Origin of the sequence: Emticicia sp. TH156, from assembly GCF_002855535.1 — a bacterium.
GTDB lineage: Bacteria > Bacteroidota > Bacteroidia > Cytophagales > Spirosomataceae > Emticicia > Emticicia fluvialis.
The window spans coordinates 323,748-346,267 of sequence record NZ_PKRS01000005.1 but is presented as its reverse complement, the minus strand read 5'-3'; the positions used below and the strand labels follow the sequence as shown (position 1 = coordinate 346,267).

Genomic DNA, 22,520 nt, shown 5'->3' with positions numbered 1-22,520 from the left:
AATCTCGCAATTTTTACTTATCTGCCTGCGCTTAATATAACCGGCCCTGCCTGATTACCTTAATACTGAAATAGCTGGTTTTTTCGGGTGTTACCGTACCCGGAAAATTCACCTGCCCGCCAATGAAATAATCGGGCGAATAACTGATGTCAAGCATAAAAGCGCTAAAAATGTTCATAAAGAGGTTAAAACTCATTACCGGTTTTTGGTCTGCCGCAAAGAACGACGGCCGCTCAAAATACACCGCTGGCCTGATGACGGTCTCGGCATCATCAAGTAATGAGTAAAAGGCTATGCCGCCGCCATATTTCAGCACATCGTACTTCAGGGTGCCTTTGCGAACATCGTCGGTGGCGGTAGTACCGCCGTTGGCGGCGTCGGCATCATACGTAAACGAGCCGTCTTTGTGCAGCCAGCCACCTTCGGCAAACAGCTTCCATTTGCTATCATGTTTCAGGCCTATCATTAACGAACTCGTGCCGCCGTAGTCGCTGTACGCACCACTCTTCCCGGGCGACAAAGCCGGAAAAGCCAGATTAAACAGCGGATTAATATGCCATGATACGCCCTTGTTGTTAAACAGCGTGGCCTTCAACCCCACATGAAAAGTAGGCATGGCAAACTTTTGTATATAAGTTTTGTTCATTACATACGCGCTGGTATTGTTGGTGTACATGGGCAGGTTTTCAATGCCCAGCCCCAGTTGCACTTTGGCCGCAAAAAACCGCTCAATATAGCGGTCTTTCATCGTAGCCATCAGGCCTGCCGTTCCGGCTGCCATGCCTGCAAACTGCGCGTTTTCTTCTTTGTCTTTTTTCTGTTGTTTTTCTACCCGCACTTTGCGTTCGGCGGTTTTTTTGGCTTCAAAAGCCTGTGTATAGCGTTCGTTGGCTATGCGGGCCTGGTCGGGGTCTTGTGCCAGGCTTTTGGCCTGGTTATAATAAGTCATGGCGTTTTCATAGTTACCGCTTTTCAGGGCATTATCGCCATTCTCAATAGCCGCGCTGTAACGGGCATAGCGGGCTTCTTTCTCTTTTCTGATGCGCTCCTGCTCGGCCTCATAGCGCTTTCTTTCTTCCTCCTGCTGCTTACGCAATGCCTCCTGCTGTTGTAGCTGCCGCTTTTCTTCTGCTTCCGTTTCACGCATCTTGGCATTAATGTAGTTATTATGGGCATCGGCGGCTTTCATCTGCTCCTGCTGCTGTTTGGTTATAGCCGGGCTACTTTGGCTGGTGGCAGCCTGTTGGGTGTTTGCATTGGCATCACAAACCGACCGACCGCTATTTATATACACCGCATTTTTTACCTGTATCGATTTAATCTTGTCGGCATCCATCTTATGATTAAACTCTACCGTACCGCCTGCCGCTATGTCGTGCGTGTTACCAAAATGCACTTTTCCGTTTTTATCAAGCAGGTTAAACTCAAACCGTACAGGGCTGTTATAAGAAGACCTCACCTGAAAATACAAATGCACCTGATAGTTCAGTGCATAACCCTGGTCTTTCAGGGTGCGGTACTCCAGCCCGGTGGCACAACTGCTGAACCCCTTCCAGTCTGACCACTGCGGCGATACCCTGGTGGTAGTAGTTGTGGAAGGAGCTTCAGGGGCATCATCATCGACAAAGTCAAACCCTTGAAATACTACCTGCGCCAGCTCAGGTTTCTGGCCGCGCTTTACCGTAATTACGTTTCCGTTAGACGTACTTTCATCATTTGCCGGTACATCATAAGGCCTGGCCGCCGTTAAAGATTTAGCTGCTCCACCGTTACTCCACACAACACCAATCCAAGCATTTTTAGGGCTTCTGATGAGACTAAAACCATTTTTGGTTTCATTGCATGAGTGATCATAAAAACTGACATCTGTAATGCGGAAACGTATATGCCTGTTATTGGTGTTTACAGCTTTAAAAATGATCTGATAGCTGTCTAAATCCGAACAAGGAGTATTGGACCCACTAATAAGCGCGTATGTCCACGATACCGTAACTCCTTTATTACTATAAACAGTACCCTGAGCCAATAGCTCATAACAAAAGCCTAGCACGAAGAGGAATAAAAAACCACTTTTTTTCATGTTTTTTGAAAAGGGATATAAAGTAAAAGTTCAGTTTTTAATCGTTCATTGTCAATTTTCAGCAGATGTAACGGTAGGTAGCAAAAGTGGTTGCTCTGATATATTTCGCCGGGCTTTCTGTACAGAATAGCCGGGAAACTTATTTTAGAAACAGGCAAAAAAAACAAAGCCTGTGTTGGGTGTGGAAAGAACCTGTAAAAGGGGTAAAAACAATGGCCTGGCGTTTGGTTCAACCAGCTAAAACGGCCATAGGTAACCGTTTTAGCTGGTTGCATAACAAGTGGCTGGCCCGTTTAATGTTTCTGAAAACAGCGCTTCATGAAAGGTTTTATTTCAGAATAGTGTACGTACCGCTGCCAGATATAGTAGCAGCCGATGAAGCCGTTGCAAACTCGGTTACATTAACCAGTAAAATAAATGAGTTGTCTCCGGTTTTGGTCAGGGTACCGTTAATGCTGGCAATCTGGTTTCCGTTTTCTTTCAGCACCAGCACATAGGTATTGCAACCCGGGTTAGTGGCCCATCCGTTGGCTATGTTAAAAGTACCGGTTGCGGCAGTAGGCATATTGTAAATAACAATATTGGCTGTAGACATAACGGCCACGTCATAACCACCCTTACAGGTTTTGGAAGCTATGCCCTGGCACGCGCCCGAATACTTGATGTTGTTAAAAACAAATTCGCCTTTGGTTTCGGGTGCCACGTCTTTTTTGGTGGTGCATCCGGCCAATGCCAGGCACATAACCATTATTATAAAACCCGACCTGAGTAAAGATGGTATCATAGCTATTTTATTTGTTGATACTGATTGATAAACCAGCTATAATAGCCGGGTCTCCTTTGCTTACCTGCACTTCGGCAAAGCCGCCCAAACGTTTGGCAAAGTTGTATTTGCCACCGGCACGCGCCAAAACACCAAAGTTACCACCCGAAACCTCAAACTCTTTGTAGTTAGACGTGGTTGAAGCATAAGCATAATAGAATGCCACGCCCACATAAGCCGCTGCTTTGCTTTTATCTATTTTCATGGCTTTGTTCAGGTAATACGCGCCACCCAGAATACCCGTAAAAGCAGAAGTTTTCAATTCAATACCCGACTCCTTGAAGCTGTTATAACCTATTTGCACCCCATAAGACAAGGCTATATTATTGGCCAGAAACCAGTCGTTCAAAGCCTGAATGGTAGGTATAGTTGCCTTGCCGATTGAGTTCAGCGCCACACCTGTGTAAGATACCCTGTCGGCATAGTTGGTAACGCTTTTGGGTTGGGTTTTGTCTCGTGGGGTGTACTCAAACGGTGAGCCCTCTGCCGGGGTGCCGCCTGTTAAATCAATTTCCTGCACATCGGCCGGGGCTTCTTTCTTTGTTTGGGCGGTTGCCCTGGCTTTGGTTGGCGTAGCAGAGGTTTCAGCAGTAATAAACTCTCTTTTGCCGTTCTGGTAGGTTATCATAAACACATCTTTTTTAGCAATATTGTAAATGGGGCCGGTTAGGTTGTCCCAGTCATTATATTTAATAAAATCAACGGTTATTTCAACCACTTTGGCTTTAATTTCAGACTTGTCGTTTTTAATGATAATATCCTGGGCAAATAATAGCGAGGGCAAAAAGGTAAGCGCAAAAGCAAGTGTTAGTAGATTTCTTTTCATAAGGGATACGTTATCTGTTTTAAGGGATTGGTTTTATGTGATTAAAGGTTTGCGGACATTTGGTAAGGTTGCATGGCACAGGTGTGCAGCAAGCCCCTTCGGGCAATTGAATTATACTGGCAAACTTAATTATTTACTTACTGGCAGTAAATACCTAGCACTAGGTATTTACTGCCAGTTTTAAGGCCTTGGCAGCTTAGAAACAGGCAGCAGGCCGCTTATTTTACAAAGCTGAACGACAACCCGCCTAACATGTCGGGGTCGCCATTGGTTATGTGGGCTTCGGCAAACAAACCCAGCCGTCTGGTAATATTGATTTTTACGCCACCCCGGCCAAAAACACTCAGGCTTGATGCCGACGTGGGGCGGTCTGAGAGGTCAGAAGTGGTGTAGTCGTAACTATATTTTACAGCGGCGCCTACGTAAACAGCCGCCCGCTTTTTGTTAATTCTAAAGGCTTTGTTGAGATAATATGCCCCGCCAAGAATACCCTGAAAACCCCAGGTTTTAATTTGATAGCCCATGTCGTCGGCGGTATTGTAGTTAGCGCCTGCGCCATAGGTAATGGCAATAGACGGCGACAAAAACCAGTCGTTGATAATCATTACCGTCGGGAAGGTCATCTGGTTGATAGCATTGGCAGATACCCCCAGATACAGGCTGTTGTCGGCAAATTGGGTAAATCCTTTTTGTTTGCTTACTTCAACAGGTGCAAAGGCATACTTTGAGGCCTCAGGGCTTGATGCCCCCGCCCGGCTGGTGTCTGGCTCGGCTGTCTGGTCATTTGCGGTGTGGTCGGCTTCCTGTTCTTTGTCTGCTTGCGCCGAATCGGCCGATTTGATAATCATCACCTCGGTTTTTCCGCGCAGCCAGGGGCTTTCTGCCGCTTCGGTTTTTTCCTGCACTTCGCTTTTTTCGGGCATCCGGGCGGGGGTTTCGTCTTTTATACTGCCCCTGGCCTTTACCTCAGTTCTGGCATTAATAAAATCTCTTTTACCGTTCTGATACACAATCATAAAAACCTTGTTGCGCGCAAGGTTATAAATAGGGCCGGAGAGGTTGTCCCAGTCGCGATACTTCACGTAATCGTCGGTTATCTCAATCACTTTTGCTTTGGTTTCGGTTTTGTTCTTTTTAATGATGAGGTCCTGGGCGGTGAGTAGCAACGGCGCGCCTGCCATTGCCAACAGCAAAATAATAGTACTTTTCTTCATGGGGAAATTCGGAGTAGTTTTTCCTGATTGCGGGCGTCAGCAAACACCCGGCTTTTGATTTAATTAACTCAATGCAACAGTTCAAATTCAGCAAACATAAATAATTGCCCGAAGGCAAAAAATACCTGTACACAGGTATTCTGAAACGCTATATCCAACCCTGGTTAATTACCTTGGTAACCAGTTCAACAGGTGTTTTTACGCGGGCTTTGTTCAGTATATTCTTGCGGTGGGTGTTTACGGTATGTAAACTCAAAAACAACACCCTGGCTATTTCTTTACTGCTTTTACCCTCCACTATCATTTTCAGAATCTCCTGTTCGCGCTCTGAAAACGGATTATTGCACCCCGGTATCAGGGCATCGCTCTGGATATTATAATAAGACGGCTCTCCGTCCATCCCAATCAGCGAAAAACACGGCACACCCTCGTTTTTGATATGCGTAATGTCCGACTGCACATCCAGTGTCCGGTAGAAATTACTCGTGTCATAATCTATCTGTATGGCCTGATGCAACACCCGCACGTAGCGGTTATCTTTGGCACGCAGCCTGATGTCATACTGCACTTTATAATTCTTGATTTTGTCGTAAGGCAGTGTCAGAAAAAACTCGGTTATACGCTTTTCAAACTTCAGGAAATACGGCATATCATCCGGGTGAATGATACTCATATAAAACTCCAGGCTCATTTCGTCGGGCGTATAGCCCAGCACATCAATAATGCCCTCGCTCCACAATTCTACCTCAACCTTAAAAATATTGAACACAAAATAGTGGTAATTGCCCGGCTGAAAGATATTCAGCAATTGCTTATGAAAGGCCACCTGTACCCTTAAATCGTTGAAATCAGTTGAATCCTGGTCTACAACGGTGCTCCATATTTTTCTGGCCTCCAGATAGTAATTCTCGCGAGGTTTCTCCATTATTATTTAGAATGAAAAATTTTAATCTTATAATGCCCCGCATACAGCAAACATCAGACAAGATATTATGCCGGGCATACAAAGTTTTTTCTGAAAGACCAATGCATCTGAACAAAGAAAACAAGGTAATTTCAAACGCACCTTTCAGGTTGGCTAATAAAAAATACTGTTAATTGAAACAGTAATTGAGAGGCTGGTAATATATTCTCTCAGTAGGTCAGACACAAAGTTTTTGATTTAATCTAAAGCAGTTATTCTTTACTTTTTGTAATTAACCGTAATAATAAGCAGAAATAGCCACATTGAAAAGCAGCCGATGCGTTTTTTCTTCAAACGCTTCGTTTTTTATGATAAAACCTGCAAAAACTGCCCGGCAGACCCGCCCGGCAGCATTAGGCGGCAGGCTGTATAGCAAAAAACCAGAAACCCGGCGCAGGTGCATGGCCGTGGTTTCTGGTAGGTAGAAAATGAAACCTAACCAACAGGAGGTGTAACACCCGGCGGGTTCAGGGTCTGGCTGTTTTTTCTTCAATGGCGCTCTCAGGCACATTCGGGTTGCCTTTGCCGGTGTTGATGTAAGGCACCAGGCTATGCAGCAGGTATTGCCGCCAGCCGCCGTAGCAATCGGTGTAGCACTCGCTTTGCGGCGTTAGCCCCTCATGCGTAAAGCTGATAACGGTATGGTCGCCCTCGGCCGAAAGGCTGAACACTACCTTTGTGCCTGTCCATTCATTTTTTTGTTCCAGAAAACTCAGGTGGCTGTCGGTAATCAGCCATTCTATTTTTTGGCCCGGCAGCAGCTCTGCCAGTTTTTGTTTTGAATAATGCACGTCTACAAACCGCACCTCGAACTCATCACCCAACTGAGACGAGCTTCCGCTGAAATCGTCAGACCACCACTTGCGCACCTCATTAATAGCCCGGAAGGTTTCCTGCGGCGGCTTGTTTACCACCAGCCTGAACGCCATGTTATTGTTTTCAATCATAGCCAATTTTGTTAGTATGCTACAAAGTTAATACCCTTTTAAGCCAAAACAGGGGTGCAAAACAGACATAAATAAGGGTTAAACAGGTCAAATCGCGTGTATTTCTCTGCACATCTCCTCAGCCTGCCGGCTTATAACCGGCAGGTCTTCATAGCATTTTAATACAGCATCTGCGGCTGTGTTTCCGTTATGGTCATATAATGGCACGCTTATTTTTGCTTTGCTTTTTACAAACAAACAGGCAGATGCCCCGTGCCGCTATTGCTGAAAAATCGCACACATGAACGTACAATCTTATCTGAAACGCATCAACTACCGGGCGGCCCCTGCGGCCAGCCTATCCGTGCTCAGGCAACTGCACCGGGCGCACGTGTTTCATGTTCCTTTCGAGAACCTCGACGTGCAACTGGGTGTACCCATCCGCCTGGACCTTCCGGCTATCTACCACAAAGTAGTAACAGGCCTCCGCGGCGGCTACTGCTACGAGCTGAACGCCCTCTTTAACGAATTGCTGCAAAAACTGGGCTTTGACACGCAGCTTATATCGGCGCGCATCTTGCATAACAAGCAGCCCGGCCCGCCATTTGACCACATGGCCCTTGTAGCCAATCTGGGTACCCGGTGGCTGCTGGATGTAGGCTATGGCGATTTGTTTCTGGAACCGCTGGAGCTAAAACCAGACGTGGTGCAGACCGACGGCAGCAGTTATTTTATGATTCGCCGGGTTGAGGATGGAGAATTCAGCCTCTGGATGTCGGCCACGGGTATCAGTTATGAAGAAAAATACAGGTTCAGCCTGCAAGCGGCGCGGCTGGAAGAATTTGAAGCGCAGAACTTCCGGAAACAGACCTCGCCCGACTCTCATTTTGTAAAAAACCTGATTTGCACCCTGCCCCTGCCCCAAGGCCGTAAAACGCTCTTCAACCATCGGTTTTTGCAGCGTGCCGGAAACGAACGCAAAATGGAAACTTTCGACAATACCGACGACCTGCTTCAATGCCTGAAAACCGAGTTTGGTATTGAAACTTGTGGCGCAAACTTTCAGTTTGCAGCTTTACAGGCGTAGTAAAACCTCGCTGCCATTGACCCGCCGGGTTAAGACATGGTTCTTCTTTCTGGCGGAATAAAGGTTTTGGTGGCGGCCGGTTCGCGGCGGAAAGGCGCGAGCTGGTCGTGAGTCTGGCTCAGGAAATCAAACAAAGCCATTGAAATGGCGTAGTTCATCCTGGTGTCAAAAAAATTGTAGCCGGGGGTGTTGTTAATTTCCAGCATCACCCATTCGCCGGTGGGTGTTACCTTAAAATCAATGCCTGCAAAGAGCAGTTCTTCTTCGCGGCAGTAATCAATACATTTTTTCAGTAAATCTGGTGGAATATCTACCCTTTGGTATTGATTGCCCGTGGTATTGTAACGGTAGTCTACATTGGGCGACTCTATCTTAAGCGCCAGTGGCTGGCTGCCCAGCAGATGCAGGCGTACATCATACCCCCTGATGTGCCGCTGAAACAGCGACGGCACGTGGGTTAGCTGATACAATTCTGCATAGAGTTTTTCGTCCAGTTCTACTGCTCTGGTTCTGATAGACGACGTACCCTTCGAAATCCAGTCGCCGTTGGGTTGCATTACCTGCTTTGCCCGGGTACCAGACCCGAAAATGTACGTTTCAGGCACAGAGAAACCGTAGGCCTGCAGCTTGGTTACATGGTGCAGCTTGGTATAGTTTGAATTACCCGCGCAAGGGCGGTTAACCACCACCTTGTCGCAAAATTCAAGATAGTTGTGCATCAGAAAAATAAAATTGACCATCTTCAGCACATGAGCTTTGTCGGCAGGCGCCTGGTACAAACACCGCGCATAAATGGCGTGGTAGTTGGTAAAGTCAAATTGGCGGTCGTCAATTTTCACCAGCAGGTCATCGGCGTCATAAGACACCTGCACATCTGCGGCGGTTTCAACGTCTGACAAGTTCAGAAAATGATACTTATCTGCATCTGCCTGTTTTTGTTCGGCCAGCACTTTTACAAAATGCTCAATCGCTTTTTCGTTATGATACCCTATTATTAAAAACATAATCAGATTATTTCCTTTAATGCCCCGGCCAATATTCCGGAGCCGACCTGCTCAAAACTTTCACTGATATTCAATACACACAGGTTGCCGTCTGTTACCACACAGCTTACCGTCAGTATGTCAAGCCCGCGTTGCCACATGGCTCTGCGGGTTTTTAAAATAAGCTCCTCGGCTTGGCTGATAACCGGGCTAAAAACATCATTGTCCGGATAAACCCTGTACCCTGTACGTGTAAGCAGCAGGTGAATCTGATACAGGCTTTTATCTGGCAGGGCCTGCGGCAGATTAAAAAGCGACGGGTGCAACGGCCAGCCCAGGCTTCTGAACAGAAACACCAGAAAATACCTGTTGGTAATGCTCAGGCTCATGTTCAGCACCCCGGCGTTAATCAGTTTATCGGGGTAGTTTTGCAGGGCAGATATCACCGAGGCATCCATCTCGCAATACTCAAACGTATGGGTTTTGTTGCTGGCTACGGCATTGCCGATTTCCGGCACCGCGGGTGTGTTGATAAAAAAAATCCTGTCGAACCGGCTGATGTTCCAGTTGAAAAACCGGATGTCGGTTTTACCATGGCTGTTCAGTTCAACAATACTGATATGCTCGTGCCGGTGCACATCATAAAAGTTAAGCCCCAGTTGCTCAAAAGCCTGCTTCACCTCTATGCCATCGGTGGCATTGCGCCTTATTAACAATACATTCATCTTTATTAACTGTGGTTTGATGGGTTATTGCCACCTAATGTTGTATGGGTTGGCGGTAAAAAACCGGCCGGTACCCAAGCTGAGTACCGACCGGCAATACATTAAATTTTAAAAATGCTGTCTATGGCATTTTTTGAGGCATCAGCCGCATCTTTGGCCGCGTTATCTGCCGAGTTCTTGGCGTCATCAGTGGCGTCTTTGGCTGCATCAGCCGCATCTTTGGCTGCTTTTTCTGCTTCATCGGCGGCGTCTTTTGCGCCATCAGTAGCATCTTTGGCCGCATCTTCTGTGGCTTTAACGGCTTCGTCGGTTACATCTTTGGCATCGTCGGTGGCATCTTTGGCCGTGTCGGTAGTTGCCTTTATGGCTTCGTCTGCGGCATCCTTGCTGGCATCGGTGGCATCTTTGGCGGCATTCATGGCGTCGTTATAAATATCCACAGCGGTGTCTGCCACATCTTTGGCTGCCTCTTCGGTGGCAATAATGGCGTCTGTCATCCAGTTAGATGGCGGCGTTGGCGCAGTTGTACCCATAAAATTGTATTCGGTTGGCTGCGTACTTCCGTTCCATTTGTCGCCGATAAATATCAGGTAGCCTTCAGAAATACTGAAACCAATAATGGCGTTCTGGTCGTTCCCGCCCGACTCAAACCACGACACCTGACAGTTCTGGGTAACGGTGCCGTCTTCAAGGGTGGTTGTCTGCACCAGATACACATAATTGTTTATGGCTTTAGATTTATAGGTAATAGATGGGCTGCTGATGGTCAGGGTGTCATCTTCCTTGTAGTCGGTGCCTACATAGGTGTTATACTTGCCGTTCCAGGCCGTAAGGTCGGCACTTTGCTCGGCGGCTAAGCCTGTAAAATTGTCTTCAGGTGTAAGGGCATCAGTGCCGGCCATGTATTTTCCGGTGCTGATAAGGCTGTCTGGCTGAAAATAAAACTGAAGAGCAGCAGAAGAGGCGTTGCCGTCTGCGGCCTGCCAGCTTACAGAAATCTGAACGATAGTGTCATAAGACAGCACCGTAGTAAACACCGGATTTTTAATGGCTTCGCCGTTTACATCTACGCTGTAAGCGGCAAAATCAACCATCAGGTAAGGGCCACCGTAGTACACCTCGGTTTCCAGGTTCTGTAAATAAGTAATAAAATTGGCTTTGATTGAGGTATTAATTGCCATGGCTTTAAATGTTTAATTGTTTATAATAATTGATAATGTTTGTACGCAGGGCTTTCGGTTGTTAAATCAAAACTGGCTGGGTATAACCGGCCAGGCTTTTCAAACCACAGGTTGTTGCCTGTAATGGCAGCTGTTTTCATGGGTTTTAAAGAGGTATCAGGCCGATACCCGTTTCAGCGCATCGGCCTTTATCTAATTAAATTTTTGGTATTTTGGGTACTTTAGGCATGGGTGGCGGCGGCGGAATACTGTCTATCGAATTTTTTGCGGCGCTGTCTGCTGCGTTTTTGGCGTTATCAGATGCGTTCTTGGCATCGTCAGTAGCATTTTTGGCAGCATCGGCGGCATCTTTGGCTGCTTTTTCAGCTGCATCAACAGAATCTTTAGCTGCATCTGTCGTTGCCTTTATGGCTGCGTCAGTAGCATCTTTGGCAGCATCGGTGGCATCTTTGGCACTATCGGTGGTGGCTTTGGCGGCTTCATCAGCCGCATTTTTGGCGGTATCGGTGGCCACTTTGGCTGCATTCCTGGCATCTTTGTAGGCATCAACAGCGGTGTCTGTTACCTCTTTTGCGGCGTTTTCAGCCTCAAGAATAAGGTCGCTCATCCAGTTGGAAGGAAGTTCCAGTGCAATTGAACCCGAAAAGTTGTATTCCAGCGGTTGTACCTGGCCTGTCCAGGTCTGCCCGACAAATGAATTACCGTATTCAGAGCTCACGTAATAAAGATAGGCGTTCTGCTTGTTATCGCCCGACTGAAACCACCAGGTATGATAGGTGGTGGTGGTAACGCCCACTTCATCTGTAATGACCTGCACCAGATAAACATGATTATGGATGGTCTTAGACTTGTATCCAAGGCCCTGGCCTTCTATCACCAGCACATCATCTGCCTTGTAGTCGGCGCCAATAAAAGTATTGTAGGTGCCGTCCCACAGGCCAGAGGGTGTTTCAGGATTGGCAATTACGCCCGAAATATTATCTTTTTCCGGCAATGACGCGGCTCCTATAGCGTATTTACCGCCCACAACCGACAAGCCTTCCATAAAATAAAACTCCAGCGCAGCCGACGAACCGTTGCCATCGGCAGCTTGCCAGCTTACAGAAATCCAGACTAAGTCGGCAGTATCATAAACACTGGTAAACGTGGGTTTAATAATGGCCTCGCCGTTGACATAAACCTGAGCATGGCCAAAGGAAACCATCAACAATGGCCCCGGATAATAGACCTCAGCATCGGTTACTGCGAAGTCCCTGATGCTTGTCGGAAAAAAAGAAGCAGCTTGAATAACAATTGCCATAATGGGTAATGTTTAGATTTTAATAATTGAACAGAAATAAATTTAACAGCAGTGTTTGAACGATAACCTCAGGAACTGTTCGGTTCACGGGATCCATTTAAAGGCACAGCAAAGCAATTGACAAGAGCAAAAATTGTTTTCATATTAGTTTTTTGGGTATTGTTGCACAGCTGGTCATTCGCCTGCCTGTATAAAGCCAGGCAGGCCGGGTTATTACAGAATAAGGGCATCCGCCACCGTTTGTTTCTTTGTCGGGTATGCTACAATAGGGGCGTTTACCGCCTCCATGGCTGCACCAATAGCATTTCTGGCTTATTTCCCCAGATTTTTGACCGTATCTTGTGCTTCTTTCAAGCCCGTCTCTAAATATTCGTTTGCATCATTCATTGCTTTTTGGGCTTCGTCGGTAGCGTTTTTATTGAGATTCGCTGGTATAGACATAGGTATGCCCGCCTCTTGTTCGGCTGTTCTCAGGCTATTTTCGGCTTCATCCGTCGCATTTTTGTTTGGATGCATTGCTTCACCCGGTTTACTGTCTCCAACGGGTATTAATTTAACAGCATTTTCGGCTTCGGCCATTGCTTTTTTCGTGGCATTATCGGCATTGGCAACCGCTTTTATGTTCGCTTTATCCTCTTCCCTTAAACTTTTTATGCCGGCATTAAATTCTTCACTTAGGGTACTTTTCAAGGCGGATATGGAGATCATGTTCGCAGTATGGGGTTCGTCCTGGTCGGTTTTTACTACATCTCTGGCTTCCTTCTCAAGATTATTTATTGCCTCCATGGCTGCATTGGTGGCATTGTCGGTTGCTTTCATATAAGTTTTTATTGTTAGCAATTTAAAAATCAAATTACTACGGAATAATAGCATCCGCCGCCGACTTCAATGCCGAGTCGGTGGCATTTTTGGCGCTGTCGGTAGCGTTTTTGGCCGCATCGGCTGCATCTTTAGCTGCCTTCGCGGCTTCGTCGGCAGCATCTTTGGCCGCATCGGCTGCATCTTTGGCCGCATCTTCCGATGCCTTCAATGCGCTGTCTGCCGCATCTTTGGCAGCATCTGCTGCGTCTTTGGCGGCCTTTTCTGCCTCGTCTGCCGCATCTTTGGCGGCATCTTCGGTTTCTTTTATTGCACTGTCGGTGGCATCTTTGGTGCTGTCGGTGGCTTGTTTCAGGGCATCATCGGCGGCATTTTTGGTGGCGTCGGCGGCATCTTTGGCAGTTTTTTCTACCCAGTTACCAGCAGTGTCAATGGCGTAGCCCAGTTCTGCCATTACAGCGGCTACTTCTGCTTCTGTGGCATTAAATGCATCAGTAAGCGCCTGAGCCACCACATCGGCACTGTAGCCCAGGGCCAGCAGTATCTCGCCCACTACCTCCATGGTGCTGCCATATACATTGACAAGGGCATCGGCTATTTCGTCGGCCGTGTAGCCCGCATATTGAAGGGCAGCGGCGGCGCTGTCTTCTGCGGCATTGTAGGCTGTTACGAGGGTCTGGGTTGTGAGGGTCGACGTAGCGTTGTAAACGTCTTTCATGCCTTTGGCTACGTCGTTCAGGGCATAGTTGGTGCCTTTCAGCAGGTCGCCAACGGCTTCCGCACTTACACCATACACTACCTTAAAGCCTTCTATTACATATTGGGCGGTATTGGTGGCCAGCACAATTACCCCCTGCGTTATGGCGTTTATCCAGGCGGTGGCATCGGCATACAGATTTTTGAAAAGCGTAGAAACGTTATCGATAATCCATTGATTGGCCGTATTGATGATGTCTTGCAGGCTTTGGGTGTTGATATCCAGCGACAGTTCAGGGATATGGTAATGGTACCCGGCGAAATCAAAACTGCCTGCGTAGGTAAAGCGTATGACATCGGCGCTGGTATCAATCGTGAGTTCGCTGCTAATGGTTGATACAAAATGAATGCTGCCCAGATTAAACACATCAACCGAATCGGGAATCCGGATCATCAAATCGGCACCATAAGTAAACGAGCCTGAAAAATACTGGTAGTTTTTTAGCACACAAGCCATGCTTGAGGTGAGCGTTGCTTCAAAGTCGAGCTCAAAACTAAACCCATTATTGGTAACCGAGGCCTCAACCGATTGCCGGCAGTCCAGAAACGCAATGGCAATACTGGCTACAAAGTAGGGCGATTCAAACGTGCTTACCTCCATAACCGGCCCACCTGCTTGTATAATTACTTGGGTGCCGGCGTTTTCAATAGCCAATTCTTCGGCTGAAGTTTCTGGCACCACATTGTTGCTGATGGGGTCTCCGGCTTCATTTACTTTTATGCTGATGGCCTGCCCGTTGCCTTTCAGGCTTAGTGGCCCAAGTTCGTACGGCGACATGGTGATGATGCCGTTGACACCCGAAACAGGGTTGATGTCGAGGTCGCCATAGAAACCGAGCCCGAAGAAATCAAGATACCCGCTGAAACCAAACTCATATTTAGAAGTAGAGCCGTCTGGCAATACCACCGGCTGGGTGGGGTTCTCCTGCCATACGAATGACAGGTTTTTTACCGATACCGGAAAATCAATATTGAAATCGACATCGGTAAAAATGGTTACCAGTTCGTTCAGGCTTATTTGTGATACATAAAACGATATATAGAGCGGGTTCGGGATATCGCCGATTAACGCACAAACCACCGCAAAGCTGTTGTCTTCTACCAGTACGTTGTCTTCCGGCTTACCAATGGTAAACGACCCCTGCACGCCCAGCGAATACCCGATAATCGGCTGGAAAAACACACCCATGCCCACGCCGAATGAGGTAAAATGAACCCCCTGAATAATAGGCGGCGTAAACAGCACAGAATTATCACCTCTGATAACCACACCGATATTGGCCTGATCTGCACCGATTACCATCGATAAATCGGCATAGAAAGTCGGGTTGCTCCAGAGCTTAAAGGGGATGGTGGCCTGTGCCATAAAGCTAACCTCGCCACTTTGCGGCGACAACGAAAAAGTAATGGCCGGATTACTGAGCGTTATATCTGTATTGGCCGCAACGGGTATCCTGATGGCATCAAGGCTGAAAGTGAGGTCAACCGTTACCAGATCCGGCGTTAAGGTATAGCTGAAACTGATATTGACATGCACCACCTTTACGCTGTTAAAAGGCGTAATGGTAAAGATATTGGCGGCTATCTGGCTGCCAAAATAAATATCTTCCATGTTTACATCACAGCTCAGGCTTACCAGGTTGCCGTTGCCATTCAGGGTGGTGCAGGTAAAACTCCTGACGGGGAAATCAGGCACCAGACCGGGCCAGTTAACACCCAGATAACCAACCAGGCTTTTCAGGCTGTAAGCGGTATCGGCCGGAGACGTACCTGTATCGGCCGATAAAGCCGCCAGCACCAGTATGTACGATACATACGTGCAGGCCTGATAATTGGCCGTACCTTCATAAAAAGCATCTATCTGGTCGGGGGTGGCGTTGCCTCCTTCGGTCAGTTTTGCAAAGCTGACCGACAGTGCGTCGTTAGGATTAGCGGCAATAAAAGCAAAGAAGCTATAATTACTGGCTATTACGTCGGCATCGGCCTGAGTAATGGTAAAACCCTGCTGGCTGCTGCCGCCCTCATATACCATGCGCTTTACGGGTTTGTTCTGGTTGTCGTAGCAGATATAAACCGAGGTGAGGTCTGACTGTTGACTGATAGCCAGCGTAGCTGCGGGTTCAATATGCCCCACAAAGCTGAGCCTGGCAATGTAATTGGGCTGACCTGCGTTGGTGTCGTCAGTCGATAAATAGATACTAACCCCATAAGAGAGGTCGTTTTTAAAACTAATGGGGGTTATCATAGCAAAAGTTTAGCAAAAGGCGTTATAAAAAAACCTATACAGGGTTTTTCAGCCAAAATCAATTGGTTGGTAGAAAAGACAAACGCATTTTATACCTAACAATAAATTGATTTTGTACAGATAAATGTAGAAATATTTCTATTTTATTGTATCAGAAATTTATTAAACGGAAAATATAATTTTCAGGCGGATACATTTTTGGTATGAGAAAACAGAATTTACCGCCCCATGACAAGCAGAAATCGGCCCTGGCGCCCCCTGTAAGCAGGTTTTAGGCCGTAATGGCATACCGGCAAGGGAGTACCGGCGAGGGCGTACCGGCGAGGGCGTACCGGCAAGGGCAGCCAGGCTGACACCATAAAAAAAACATTATATGCAGATAAATGTGTAGGATGCCCAAAGCAGGTGCCCATCAGGCCTTTTTCTTTTTCAAGTAAATAACCCCGCCCAGCAAAGCCAGCAGCACCACAATATTGCGGATGTCGGGCCATAATCTCTTGGTAGCAATCTCATAGCCACTGCCAAACAAAGCAATTGTAAGCGTAAACTGCAGCACCAAAGCCAGCACCAATACCCATTTAAGCAGGTTAAGAAAGATTTTCATTTTGAGGATATTACTGAATGAAAGAACACACCAGGTATCTGCAAAATTAAGCCTTTACATTGAGTAAATTGATAGTTCTAAAATTCTTTATTGGAAACAAAAAAATAATAATCAATTTCCAGGATTTTACTTATTTTGGCAATGAAACAACAATCATTAAAAAAATTAACAATCAGACTGTGAAAAAAATACTACTCATACTGTCTTTTGCGCTGGCAACCGTTACTACTTCTGGACAATTTTATCTTCCTAATGGTAAGAAAATAAACACGAAGGGCAAAACAATTGCTGCCGTTCTCGATTCTCTGGGGGTTAGTGAAACAAATACTCATAGCCGTAGCAATACTATTCTTTTGACGGCGCTCCCTTAGCGCCCACTATGGTATCAGCATCCAAACCAGCAGTGTACCCAACCTCATCCTCGGCAACCCAAGCCACAGGCGCATCAATTGCGGCAACAGCAGGTGTGGCAACCGTTATCAACTGCACAGACAAGGCGTTTTCAAGCCTGCTGATGGTCTCGAGCGTCAGGTTTTCATTGCCTTTCACAATTTTGTTTACCTGCTGCGGGCTGATACCCAACAACTCAGCCAGCTCTTTTTGCGTGGCCGGAGGTTTACTTTCTTTACGATTCTTCCGCAGAACACTTAAAACCTGAATAGCTATTTTAGCCGAACGGTCAAGCCATGATTTATTCTCCTGATAGTAAAGGTGTTCATCCTGCCATGAGGTATCCACATTGGCAATTTTATCAAGTTTTTCAATCAGTATTTCTTTTTCCATATTGCTTAAATTTCAAACTCAACAAAATCAAAATTAGATTCATCAATTAATCCGTTTTCCTTTAAAAACTGTCTGGTTGCCTCCAGCTTTTGAAGTTCAAGCAAAAGATGAGGCCGGGTATTCATGGTGGCTGTTAACTTAATGGCTCCCCCTGAAACCACATATACATCGGCACTAATGCGGATAGCGTAAATTCTGAGCCACCCTCTTTTTGATTTCTCCTTAGCCAGTGGTTTCAGTTGGTAGTCGGTGTTGCTTAAGGGCTTAAAAATTTGTTGAAGGTTCTCTGCACCGGCATCGCTACTGTTTAGAATTCTGTAAAACTGATCTCTCAATTTTACGGCTTCTCTGCGAGTCAATTCTATGGCTTGTTCCATGCTCATGTTCCCAAAAAAACCGCTCAATAAATCACTTTCATGCGTTTCAAAAAACTGCGCTAGAAATTCAATATCCTGAATCCACAAATTTAACAGCCGTTGAAATTCATTTGGTTGGTCTTCATAAGCAACTGAGTAGAGTTTTTTTGATTTATCAACAGCAAATATACTACCAATTTTCATAAAATCAACTTATAAGTTTATTTTTTAGTTCACAACTCAGGGGTAATATTCTGGCAAAATTAACACCAAGCACCGCCACCCGCAGGCAGAAGTGCTTGGTAAAATCTTTAAACAGAAGTATTAATAACCTATACTGGTGTTATCGCCCCGGGGGTCTGAGCCGCCCTCCAGCCTGCCATCCGGGCGCAGCATGATGCAGTCCATACGTCCGAGAGAACCCACCATTGGCACCATTTTGTAGCCTTTGGCTTTCAGGTTGTTGAGGGTGGCCTCACTGAAAGCGTTTTTCTCGTAAGTGGTGTTATCCGGCAACCATTGGTGATGGTATTTCAGGGCGTTTACGGCCTGTTGCATGGTCATACCGTGTTCAATTACGTTGATGATGGTCTGAAAAACCGACGTGATAATAGTAGACCCACCCGGCGTACCCACTACCATAAACAGCTTATTGTCTTTCTCAACAATGGTGGGTGTCATAGAAGACAGCATCCGTTTGCCCGGGGCTATTTCGTTGGCTTTGTTGCCAATCAGGCCAAACATATTGGGCACACCGGCTTTAATGCTGAAGTCGTCCATTTCGTTATTCATCAGAAAACCACCGCCCTGCACAACCACCTTACTGCCAAAACCGCCGTTGAGCGTAGTGGTGATAGACACCGCATTACCGTCTTTATCAACCACCGAGTAGTGCGTGGTTTCGCTGCTTTCATAGCCCGGCACCGTGCCGCCGCTTACGGCCTTGCTGTCGGTGGCTTTGTCGAAAGAGAAATCAGCCATGCGGTTTTTCAGATAGGCTTTGTCGGTCAGTTGTTTCACCGGCACCTTTACAAAGTCGGGGTCGCCCAGCCATTTGGCGCGGTCGGCATACACCCGGCGTTCGGCCTCTATAATTACCTGCACGGTCGAGTCGCTGTTCCAGCCCCAGCGTTTAATGGGGTATGGCTCCACAAATTTCATCAGCTGCATCAGCGCTACTCCCCCGCTCGACGTAGGTGGCATGGTAATTATCTTAAAGTCTTTGTATTTGTCAACAATGGCATCGCGCCATACCGAGTGGTAGTTTTTCAGGTCGTCGTGCGTTATTATGCCCTTGCCGCGTTCCATTTCTTTCACCAGTAAGTCGGCACATTCGCCTTCATAAAAACCGGCGCGTTTACGTGTCTGTATAAGCCCCAGCATCCGGCCCAGGTCAGCCTGCACCAGGGTGTCGCCCTTTTTCCAGTCTTGTTTGTCTGGTCTTATATAATACGCCGACCCTGCCGCGTTTACTTTCAGCACCTCGCCCCGCACGCGATTCAGCCCTACGGCTTCGCGTTCGGTTAGCACAATACCGCTTTTTGCCAGCGCAATGGCCGGAGCCACCACTTTATCCCAGGGTAGTTTGCCAAACCGCTCGTGCATGGTTACCATGCCATCAACCGAGCCCGGCACACCACTGGCCAGGTGTCCCAGAATACTCAGCCCCGCAACAGGGTTCCCGTTCGCATCCAGATACATATCGCGGTGTGCTTTGGCAGGGGCTTTCTCGCGGAAATCGAGCGTAAAAGTGCCACCTTTTTTATCGCGGTACACCAGAAAACCCCCTCCGCCCAGATTGCCCGCCCACGGATACACCACCGCCAGCGCAAAGTGCGTGGCCACGGCCGCATCTATGGCATTGCCCCCGGCTTTCAGTATATCTACCCCAACCTGCGAGGCAACCGGATGCGCCGAAGCTACCATGCCGTTGTCGGCCAGTACGCCTTTTTTGTCGTAGAAGGTCTTCACACCCGGCACATCAACCGCGTATTCGCTAAAACCCTTTATTTCCTGTGTTGGTTTGGGTTGATTTTTACAGGCAGCCAGCGCCAGCAGAACAAAAAGCAGATTTTTTTTCATTCAGTTAGTATTTGGGTAATGGTTTGTTTGCAGAAAACAAATATAAGTTTTTAGGCGAAAAATAATCTTGCCCTGCCTGTTTTTTCTACTTTTTGCCTGCCTGCTAAAAAGAAAACAGGCTCGCCGAAAAAAAAATCAAAAACCCACGCAACCATTTAATCAGTTGTGGCGTAAGTTTATTGAAAACTATACCGACAATTGCTTCTAAAAAAAATCATATTATTAATAAAATTTCTACAAAAAAGTTTTGAATTGTTATTGAGAAGTTTTAATTTTAATTTGATATACCTATAGCCATGAAAAGCCTTCTGTCTTACTGACCGACTGCTTTAGTTTTGGCGGGATTCTTCCCGCCATTTCAGTTTTTTGAAACTGTGCTTCTATGTGGCAGTTTCTGCTCTTACTTTGCGAGTAACCTCATTAAACAAGTCCGTCTACACACAAATGGCAGCAGCATTTAACCTCCGTAACAAGGTGTCAGAGGCCCTTCAGCTCAGCAGGCTGATTGCGCAAAACACATTAGGGAACGATTTTTTTGTAATGATACGCATCAGGGTTGATGGAGAATCGACGATGGTATCGTTAAAGAAGTTCAAGAATTTTCTTGAAAAAGAACGCCTGCGGTATGTGTCGTCTTTCTCAGCCAGAAAAGGCGTCATGAACATTTCGGTTTACAGCTACTAAAAGGCAGAGGGCGAAGGGATCAGAGCAGAGGGTAAAACAAACCATTATTCTGTAATGCCGTTACAGATGCCCTTTACTTTATAAGTAATATGCCCTGCGCCCTACGCCTTTTTAAGCGTAAATGAGAACGTACTGCCTTTGCCTTCTTCGCTTTCCAGCCAGATTTTCCCGCCGTTAGCCTGCACAAACTCTTTAATAAGCAATAGCCCCAGCCCGGTACCTTTTTCGCCATCGGTGCCATAAGCCACATTGATATTGCTGCGCAAAAACTGCTGCTGCTGCTCGGCGCTTATACCCACACCATTATCTTTGACCGAAAAAACCATGAAGTCTTCATCGGCGTCTGGGGCGGCGTTAACTTCAATGCTACCCTCTTTGTGGCTGAACTTAACGGCGTTGGATAACAAATTGCGGATGATGAAGTCGAACTGAGAGGCATCGGCATACACCTGCAGGCCGGCAGGCACATGGTTGCTCAGGTTTAAAGCCTTGGCTCTTGCCTGGTTCATAAGCACATTGATGTTTTTGCTTACAATGGCTTCGGGCTTAAACTTTGTCATGCTTACGGCAGCACCCTGCAGCTGTATTTTACCCCAGTTGAGCAACGACGTAAGCACTTCATAAGACGCATCGCATTGTTGTTTCATAATGCCTACAATCTCTTTGCGTTCGGCGGGGTCCAGGTCGTCCAGTTCCATAATGGTCAGCAGTTGGGTCATATTGCCGATGGGCCCGCGGAGGTCATGCCCGATGATAGAAAACAAACGGTCTTTTACCAGATTAGACTCTGCCAGGCGGGCATTCATTGCCTTGGTTGCGCGTGCATTACGCCAAACCACAACGGTTACACCCAGCAGGGCCAGCAACACCAGGCTACTGGCACCAAACCACAGCATCAGTTCATGCTCTTCCTTTTCCAGCCTTGCTGTGGTGGTTATCAATAAATTTCTGGCATGCATACCAGACAACTCCTGCTCTTTATTAATAATAAACAGGCTGTCTAGCAAGGCGTGTTGTTGCTCAAGGGCATGCAGGGCTTCGTTATAGCGTTTCTCCTGCCTGTATATTGCGGCCATTGCTTTATAGACCTCGGCCTGCAACCGCTGGTGCGACATCGTTCTGGCTATTCCAAGTGCATAGTTCAGGTGCCCAAGGCTCTTGTCTGCATCAGATTTCTTAACTATCTCGGCAATTTTTAGCAGTGCCATCACCTGTTCTTCCGGCATTGAAAACGCCTCAGCTTTATCAAGAGCGGTTTTATGATACGCCAGGGCGCTGTCGTCGTTGCCTTGCCGGCTAAAGGCGTCGCCGGTGCGGGTCAGGTACGTAATATGGCTGCTTACACCCTCCGGATGACTGTTCTGCTCTATTCCCTTTTTAAAATGTTCAATGGCATTGGCATGGTCTCCTTCGTTCAGATGCACCCGGCCTATATGTTCCAGAATAGCCGGATTCAGCCTGCCAACAGGCAGCGCTTTGTTCAGCGCCTCGGCCTGCCGGTAATACCCCAGGGCTTTGGCGGGGTTATTGTTCATTTCTTCAACCGAACCCAGCTTCAGGTAGCTATGAATCATATCTGCGGTGTCTTTTGCACTGATGCTCAGGTCTAAGGCCTTTTGCAGATACTCTTCTGCTTTGGCTCCGTTGCCTCCTTTGCTTTCAGCAATGCCCAGTTCGGCGTAGGTGAGCGTCATGTTTTTGCGGTCTTTCAGCTTCGTAAAAATCGCAAGCGCTAGCGCCAGATCCTGGTGCGCTACCGACAACTTGTTGTAAAGAATATTGATAACCCCCAATTGATAAAGGAACATACCCTGAGCCGGCTTGTTGTGCAGGTGGGTGGACAGTTTCAGACCCTTGATGGCATAATGTATGGCGGAGTCTGACCGCTTGTTTTCAAAATATCTGCTGATTGACATATACAGCCGCACTCTGTCGGTGTCGGAACTGCTCTTTTTAAGCTGACTTTGCAGGCTTGATAAATCGTTCTGGCCAATAACAACAGTAGTAACTAGGAAAAACAAAATAAAATAAAAAAATCTCAACATCAGGCGCGTTTTTTCTGGTTAGGGTAGGTTCAAAATT

Annotated in this window: 20 protein-coding genes; 2 read left to right on the top strand and 18 right to left on the bottom strand. The window is 47.0% G+C overall.

Annotation, left to right across the window (positions count from 1 at the left end; genetic code table 11):
- Positions 1-31: 31 nt before the first annotated feature.
- The 7 genes from C0V77_RS11935 to C0V77_RS11905 form a co-directional block, all read right to left on the bottom strand.
- The gene (locus C0V77_RS11935) at positions 32-2,080 is read right to left on the bottom strand and encodes a cell envelope integrity protein TolA (RefSeq protein WP_101726583.1); all 2,049 of its coding nucleotides are present in this window, start codon (positions 2,078-2,080) and stop codon (positions 32-34) included.
- Positions 2,081-2,408: 328 nt separating this feature from the next.
- Positions 2,409-2,864, bottom strand: a complete 456-nt coding sequence (locus tag C0V77_RS11925; protein WP_143706077.1) for a hypothetical protein — start codon at positions 2,862-2,864, stop codon at positions 2,409-2,411.
- 7 nt (positions 2,865-2,871) lie between these two features.
- Positions 2,872-3,729, bottom strand: coding sequence for a hypothetical protein (locus C0V77_RS11920; protein WP_101726580.1), 858 nt, complete (start codon positions 3,727-3,729; stop codon positions 2,872-2,874).
- Positions 3,730-3,947: 218 nt separating this feature from the next.
- The gene (locus tag C0V77_RS11915; RefSeq protein ID WP_101726579.1) at positions 3,948-4,943 is read right to left on the bottom strand and encodes a hypothetical protein; all 996 of its coding nucleotides are present in this window, start codon (positions 4,941-4,943) and stop codon (positions 3,948-3,950) included.
- Positions 4,944-5,091: 148 nt separating this feature from the next.
- Complete coding sequence (locus tag C0V77_RS11910; protein WP_143706076.1) at positions 5,092-5,868, bottom strand: LuxR C-terminal-related transcriptional regulator; 777 nt, start codon at positions 5,866-5,868, stop codon at positions 5,092-5,094.
- 271 nt (positions 5,869-6,139) lie between these two features.
- Positions 6,140-6,400 carry a hypothetical protein gene (locus tag C0V77_RS22945; protein ID WP_143706075.1) on the bottom strand — a complete coding sequence of 87 codons (261 nt, stop codon included), beginning with the start codon at positions 6,398-6,400 and terminating at the stop codon, positions 6,140-6,142.
- Complete coding sequence (locus tag C0V77_RS11905) at positions 6,375-6,854, bottom strand: SRPBCC domain-containing protein (protein ID WP_216824433.1); 480 nt, start codon at positions 6,852-6,854, stop codon at positions 6,375-6,377. Before C0V77_RS11905 ends, C0V77_RS22945 begins: the two co-directional genes overlap by 26 nt.
- 280 nt (positions 6,855-7,134) lie before the next feature.
- Between C0V77_RS11905 and C0V77_RS11900 the strand changes: the two genes are divergently transcribed.
- On the top strand, positions 7,135-7,920 hold the full coding sequence (locus C0V77_RS11900) for an arylamine N-acetyltransferase (RefSeq protein WP_101726578.1): 786 nt from the start codon (positions 7,135-7,137) through the stop codon (positions 7,918-7,920).
- Between the two features lie 29 nt (positions 7,921-7,949).
- Here the strand turns inward: C0V77_RS11900 and C0V77_RS11895 are convergent, their stop codons facing one another.
- The 10 genes from C0V77_RS11895 to ggt all read right to left on the bottom strand — a co-directional run bounded on the left by C0V77_RS11895 (position 7,950) and on the right by ggt (position 19,754).
- The gene (locus tag C0V77_RS11895) at positions 7,950-8,924 is read right to left on the bottom strand and encodes a RimK family alpha-L-glutamate ligase (RefSeq protein WP_101726577.1); all 975 of its coding nucleotides are present in this window, start codon (positions 8,922-8,924) and stop codon (positions 7,950-7,952) included.
- A 2-nt stretch (positions 8,925-8,926) separates the two neighbouring features.
- Entirely contained in the window at positions 8,927-9,628 is a 702-nt protein-coding gene (locus tag C0V77_RS11890) for a hypothetical protein (RefSeq protein WP_101726576.1), read from the bottom strand.
- A 101-nt stretch (positions 9,629-9,729) separates the two neighbouring features.
- Entirely contained in the window at positions 9,730-10,809 is a 1,080-nt protein-coding gene (locus tag C0V77_RS11885; protein ID WP_101726575.1) for a DUF1542 domain-containing protein, read from the bottom strand.
- A gap of 196 nt (positions 10,810-11,005) precedes the next feature.
- Positions 11,006-12,109: a hypothetical protein gene (locus tag C0V77_RS11880; protein WP_101726574.1), complete on the bottom strand. Its 1,104-nt coding sequence runs from the start codon at positions 12,107-12,109 to the stop codon at positions 11,006-11,008.
- A 312-nt stretch (positions 12,110-12,421) separates the two neighbouring features.
- Positions 12,422-12,928: a hypothetical protein gene (locus C0V77_RS11875; RefSeq protein WP_101726573.1), complete on the bottom strand. Its 507-nt coding sequence runs from the start codon at positions 12,926-12,928 to the stop codon at positions 12,422-12,424.
- A 37-nt stretch (positions 12,929-12,965) separates the two neighbouring features.
- The gene (locus C0V77_RS11870) at positions 12,966-15,929 is read right to left on the bottom strand and encodes a hypothetical protein (protein ID WP_101726572.1); all 2,964 of its coding nucleotides are present in this window, start codon (positions 15,927-15,929) and stop codon (positions 12,966-12,968) included.
- Between the two features lie 412 nt (positions 15,930-16,341).
- Positions 16,342-16,533, bottom strand: a complete 192-nt coding sequence (locus C0V77_RS11860; RefSeq protein ID WP_101726570.1) for a hypothetical protein — start codon at positions 16,531-16,533, stop codon at positions 16,342-16,344.
- 345 nt (positions 16,534-16,878) lie between these two features.
- On the bottom strand, positions 16,879-17,316 hold the full coding sequence (locus C0V77_RS11850; protein WP_101726568.1) for a helix-turn-helix transcriptional regulator: 438 nt from the start codon (positions 17,314-17,316) through the stop codon (positions 16,879-16,881).
- Positions 17,317-17,321: 5 nt separating this feature from the next.
- Positions 17,322-17,876, bottom strand: coding sequence for a hypothetical protein (locus C0V77_RS11845; RefSeq protein WP_101726567.1), 555 nt, complete (start codon positions 17,874-17,876; stop codon positions 17,322-17,324).
- 120 nt (positions 17,877-17,996) lie between these two features.
- The gene (gene ggt / locus C0V77_RS11840; RefSeq protein ID WP_101726566.1) at positions 17,997-19,754 is read right to left on the bottom strand and encodes a gamma-glutamyltransferase; all 1,758 of its coding nucleotides are present in this window, start codon (positions 19,752-19,754) and stop codon (positions 17,997-17,999) included.
- A gap of 444 nt (positions 19,755-20,198) precedes the next feature.
- Here ggt and C0V77_RS11835 point away from each other — a divergent pair, with 444 nt between their 5' ends.
- Positions 20,199-20,438, top strand: a complete 240-nt coding sequence (locus C0V77_RS11835; protein WP_101726565.1) for a hypothetical protein — start codon at positions 20,199-20,201, stop codon at positions 20,436-20,438.
- A gap of 101 nt (positions 20,439-20,539) precedes the next feature.
- Here C0V77_RS11835 and C0V77_RS11830 read toward each other — a convergent pair whose 3' ends face one another.
- Positions 20,540-22,483 (bottom strand): ATP-binding protein, encoded by a 1,944-nt coding sequence (locus tag C0V77_RS11830; RefSeq protein ID WP_101726564.1) that lies wholly within the window; start codon positions 22,481-22,483, stop codon positions 20,540-20,542.
- Positions 22,484-22,520: the final 37 nt, after the last annotated feature.

Excerpts from the sequence above, each read along its gene's own strand:
- C0V77_RS11875 (WP_101726573.1), bottom strand. The coding sequence starts at position 12,928 with ATGAAAGCAACCGACAATGCCACCAATGCAGCCATGGAGGCAATAAAT.
- C0V77_RS11935 (WP_101726583.1), bottom strand. The coding sequence starts at position 2,080 with ATGAAAAAAAGTGGTTTTTTATTCCTCTTCGTGCTAGGCTTTTGTTAT.
- C0V77_RS11870 (WP_101726572.1), bottom strand. The coding sequence starts at position 15,929 with ATGATAACCCCCATTAGTTTTAAAAACGACCTCTCTTATGGGGTTAGT.
- C0V77_RS11915 (WP_101726579.1), bottom strand. The coding sequence starts at position 4,943 with ATGAAGAAAAGTACTATTATTTTGCTGTTGGCAATGGCAGGCGCGCCG.
- C0V77_RS11880 (WP_101726574.1), bottom strand. The coding sequence starts at position 12,109 with ATGGCAATTGTTATTCAAGCTGCTTCTTTTTTTCCGACAAGCATCAGG.
- C0V77_RS11910 (WP_143706076.1), bottom strand. The coding sequence starts at position 5,868 with ATGGAGAAACCTCGCGAGAATTACTATCTGGAGGCCAGAAAAATATGG.
- C0V77_RS11860 (WP_101726570.1), bottom strand. The coding sequence starts at position 16,533 with ATGAAAATCTTTCTTAACCTGCTTAAATGGGTATTGGTGCTGGCTTTG.
- C0V77_RS11905 (WP_216824433.1), bottom strand. The coding sequence starts at position 6,854 with ATGATTGAAAACAATAACATGGCGTTCAGGCTGGTGGTAAACAAGCCG.
- ggt (WP_101726566.1), bottom strand. The coding sequence starts at position 19,754 with ATGAAAAAAAATCTGCTTTTTGTTCTGCTGGCGCTGGCTGCCTGTAAA.
- C0V77_RS11890 (WP_101726576.1), bottom strand. The coding sequence starts at position 9,628 with ATGAATGTATTGTTAATAAGGCGCAATGCCACCGATGGCATAGAGGTG.
- C0V77_RS11850 (WP_101726568.1), bottom strand. The coding sequence starts at position 17,316 with ATGGAAAAAGAAATACTGATTGAAAAACTTGATAAAATTGCCAATGTG.
- C0V77_RS11900 (WP_101726578.1), top strand. The coding sequence starts at position 7,135 with ATGAACGTACAATCTTATCTGAAACGCATCAACTACCGGGCGGCCCCT.
- C0V77_RS11895 (WP_101726577.1), bottom strand. The coding sequence starts at position 8,924 with ATGTTTTTAATAATAGGGTATCATAACGAAAAAGCGATTGAGCATTTT.
- C0V77_RS11845 (WP_101726567.1), bottom strand. The coding sequence starts at position 17,876 with ATGAAAATTGGTAGTATATTTGCTGTTGATAAATCAAAAAAACTCTAC.
- C0V77_RS11835 (WP_101726565.1), top strand. The coding sequence starts at position 20,199 with ATGGCAGCAGCATTTAACCTCCGTAACAAGGTGTCAGAGGCCCTTCAG.
- C0V77_RS11885 (WP_101726575.1), bottom strand. The coding sequence starts at position 10,809 with ATGGCAATTAATACCTCAATCAAAGCCAATTTTATTACTTATTTACAG.
- C0V77_RS11925 (WP_143706077.1), bottom strand. The coding sequence starts at position 2,864 with ATGATACCATCTTTACTCAGGTCGGGTTTTATAATAATGGTTATGTGC.
- C0V77_RS11830 (WP_101726564.1), bottom strand. The coding sequence starts at position 22,483 with ATGTTGAGATTTTTTTATTTTATTTTGTTTTTCCTAGTTACTACTGTT.
- C0V77_RS11920 (WP_101726580.1), bottom strand. The coding sequence starts at position 3,729 with ATGAAAAGAAATCTACTAACACTTGCTTTTGCGCTTACCTTTTTGCCC.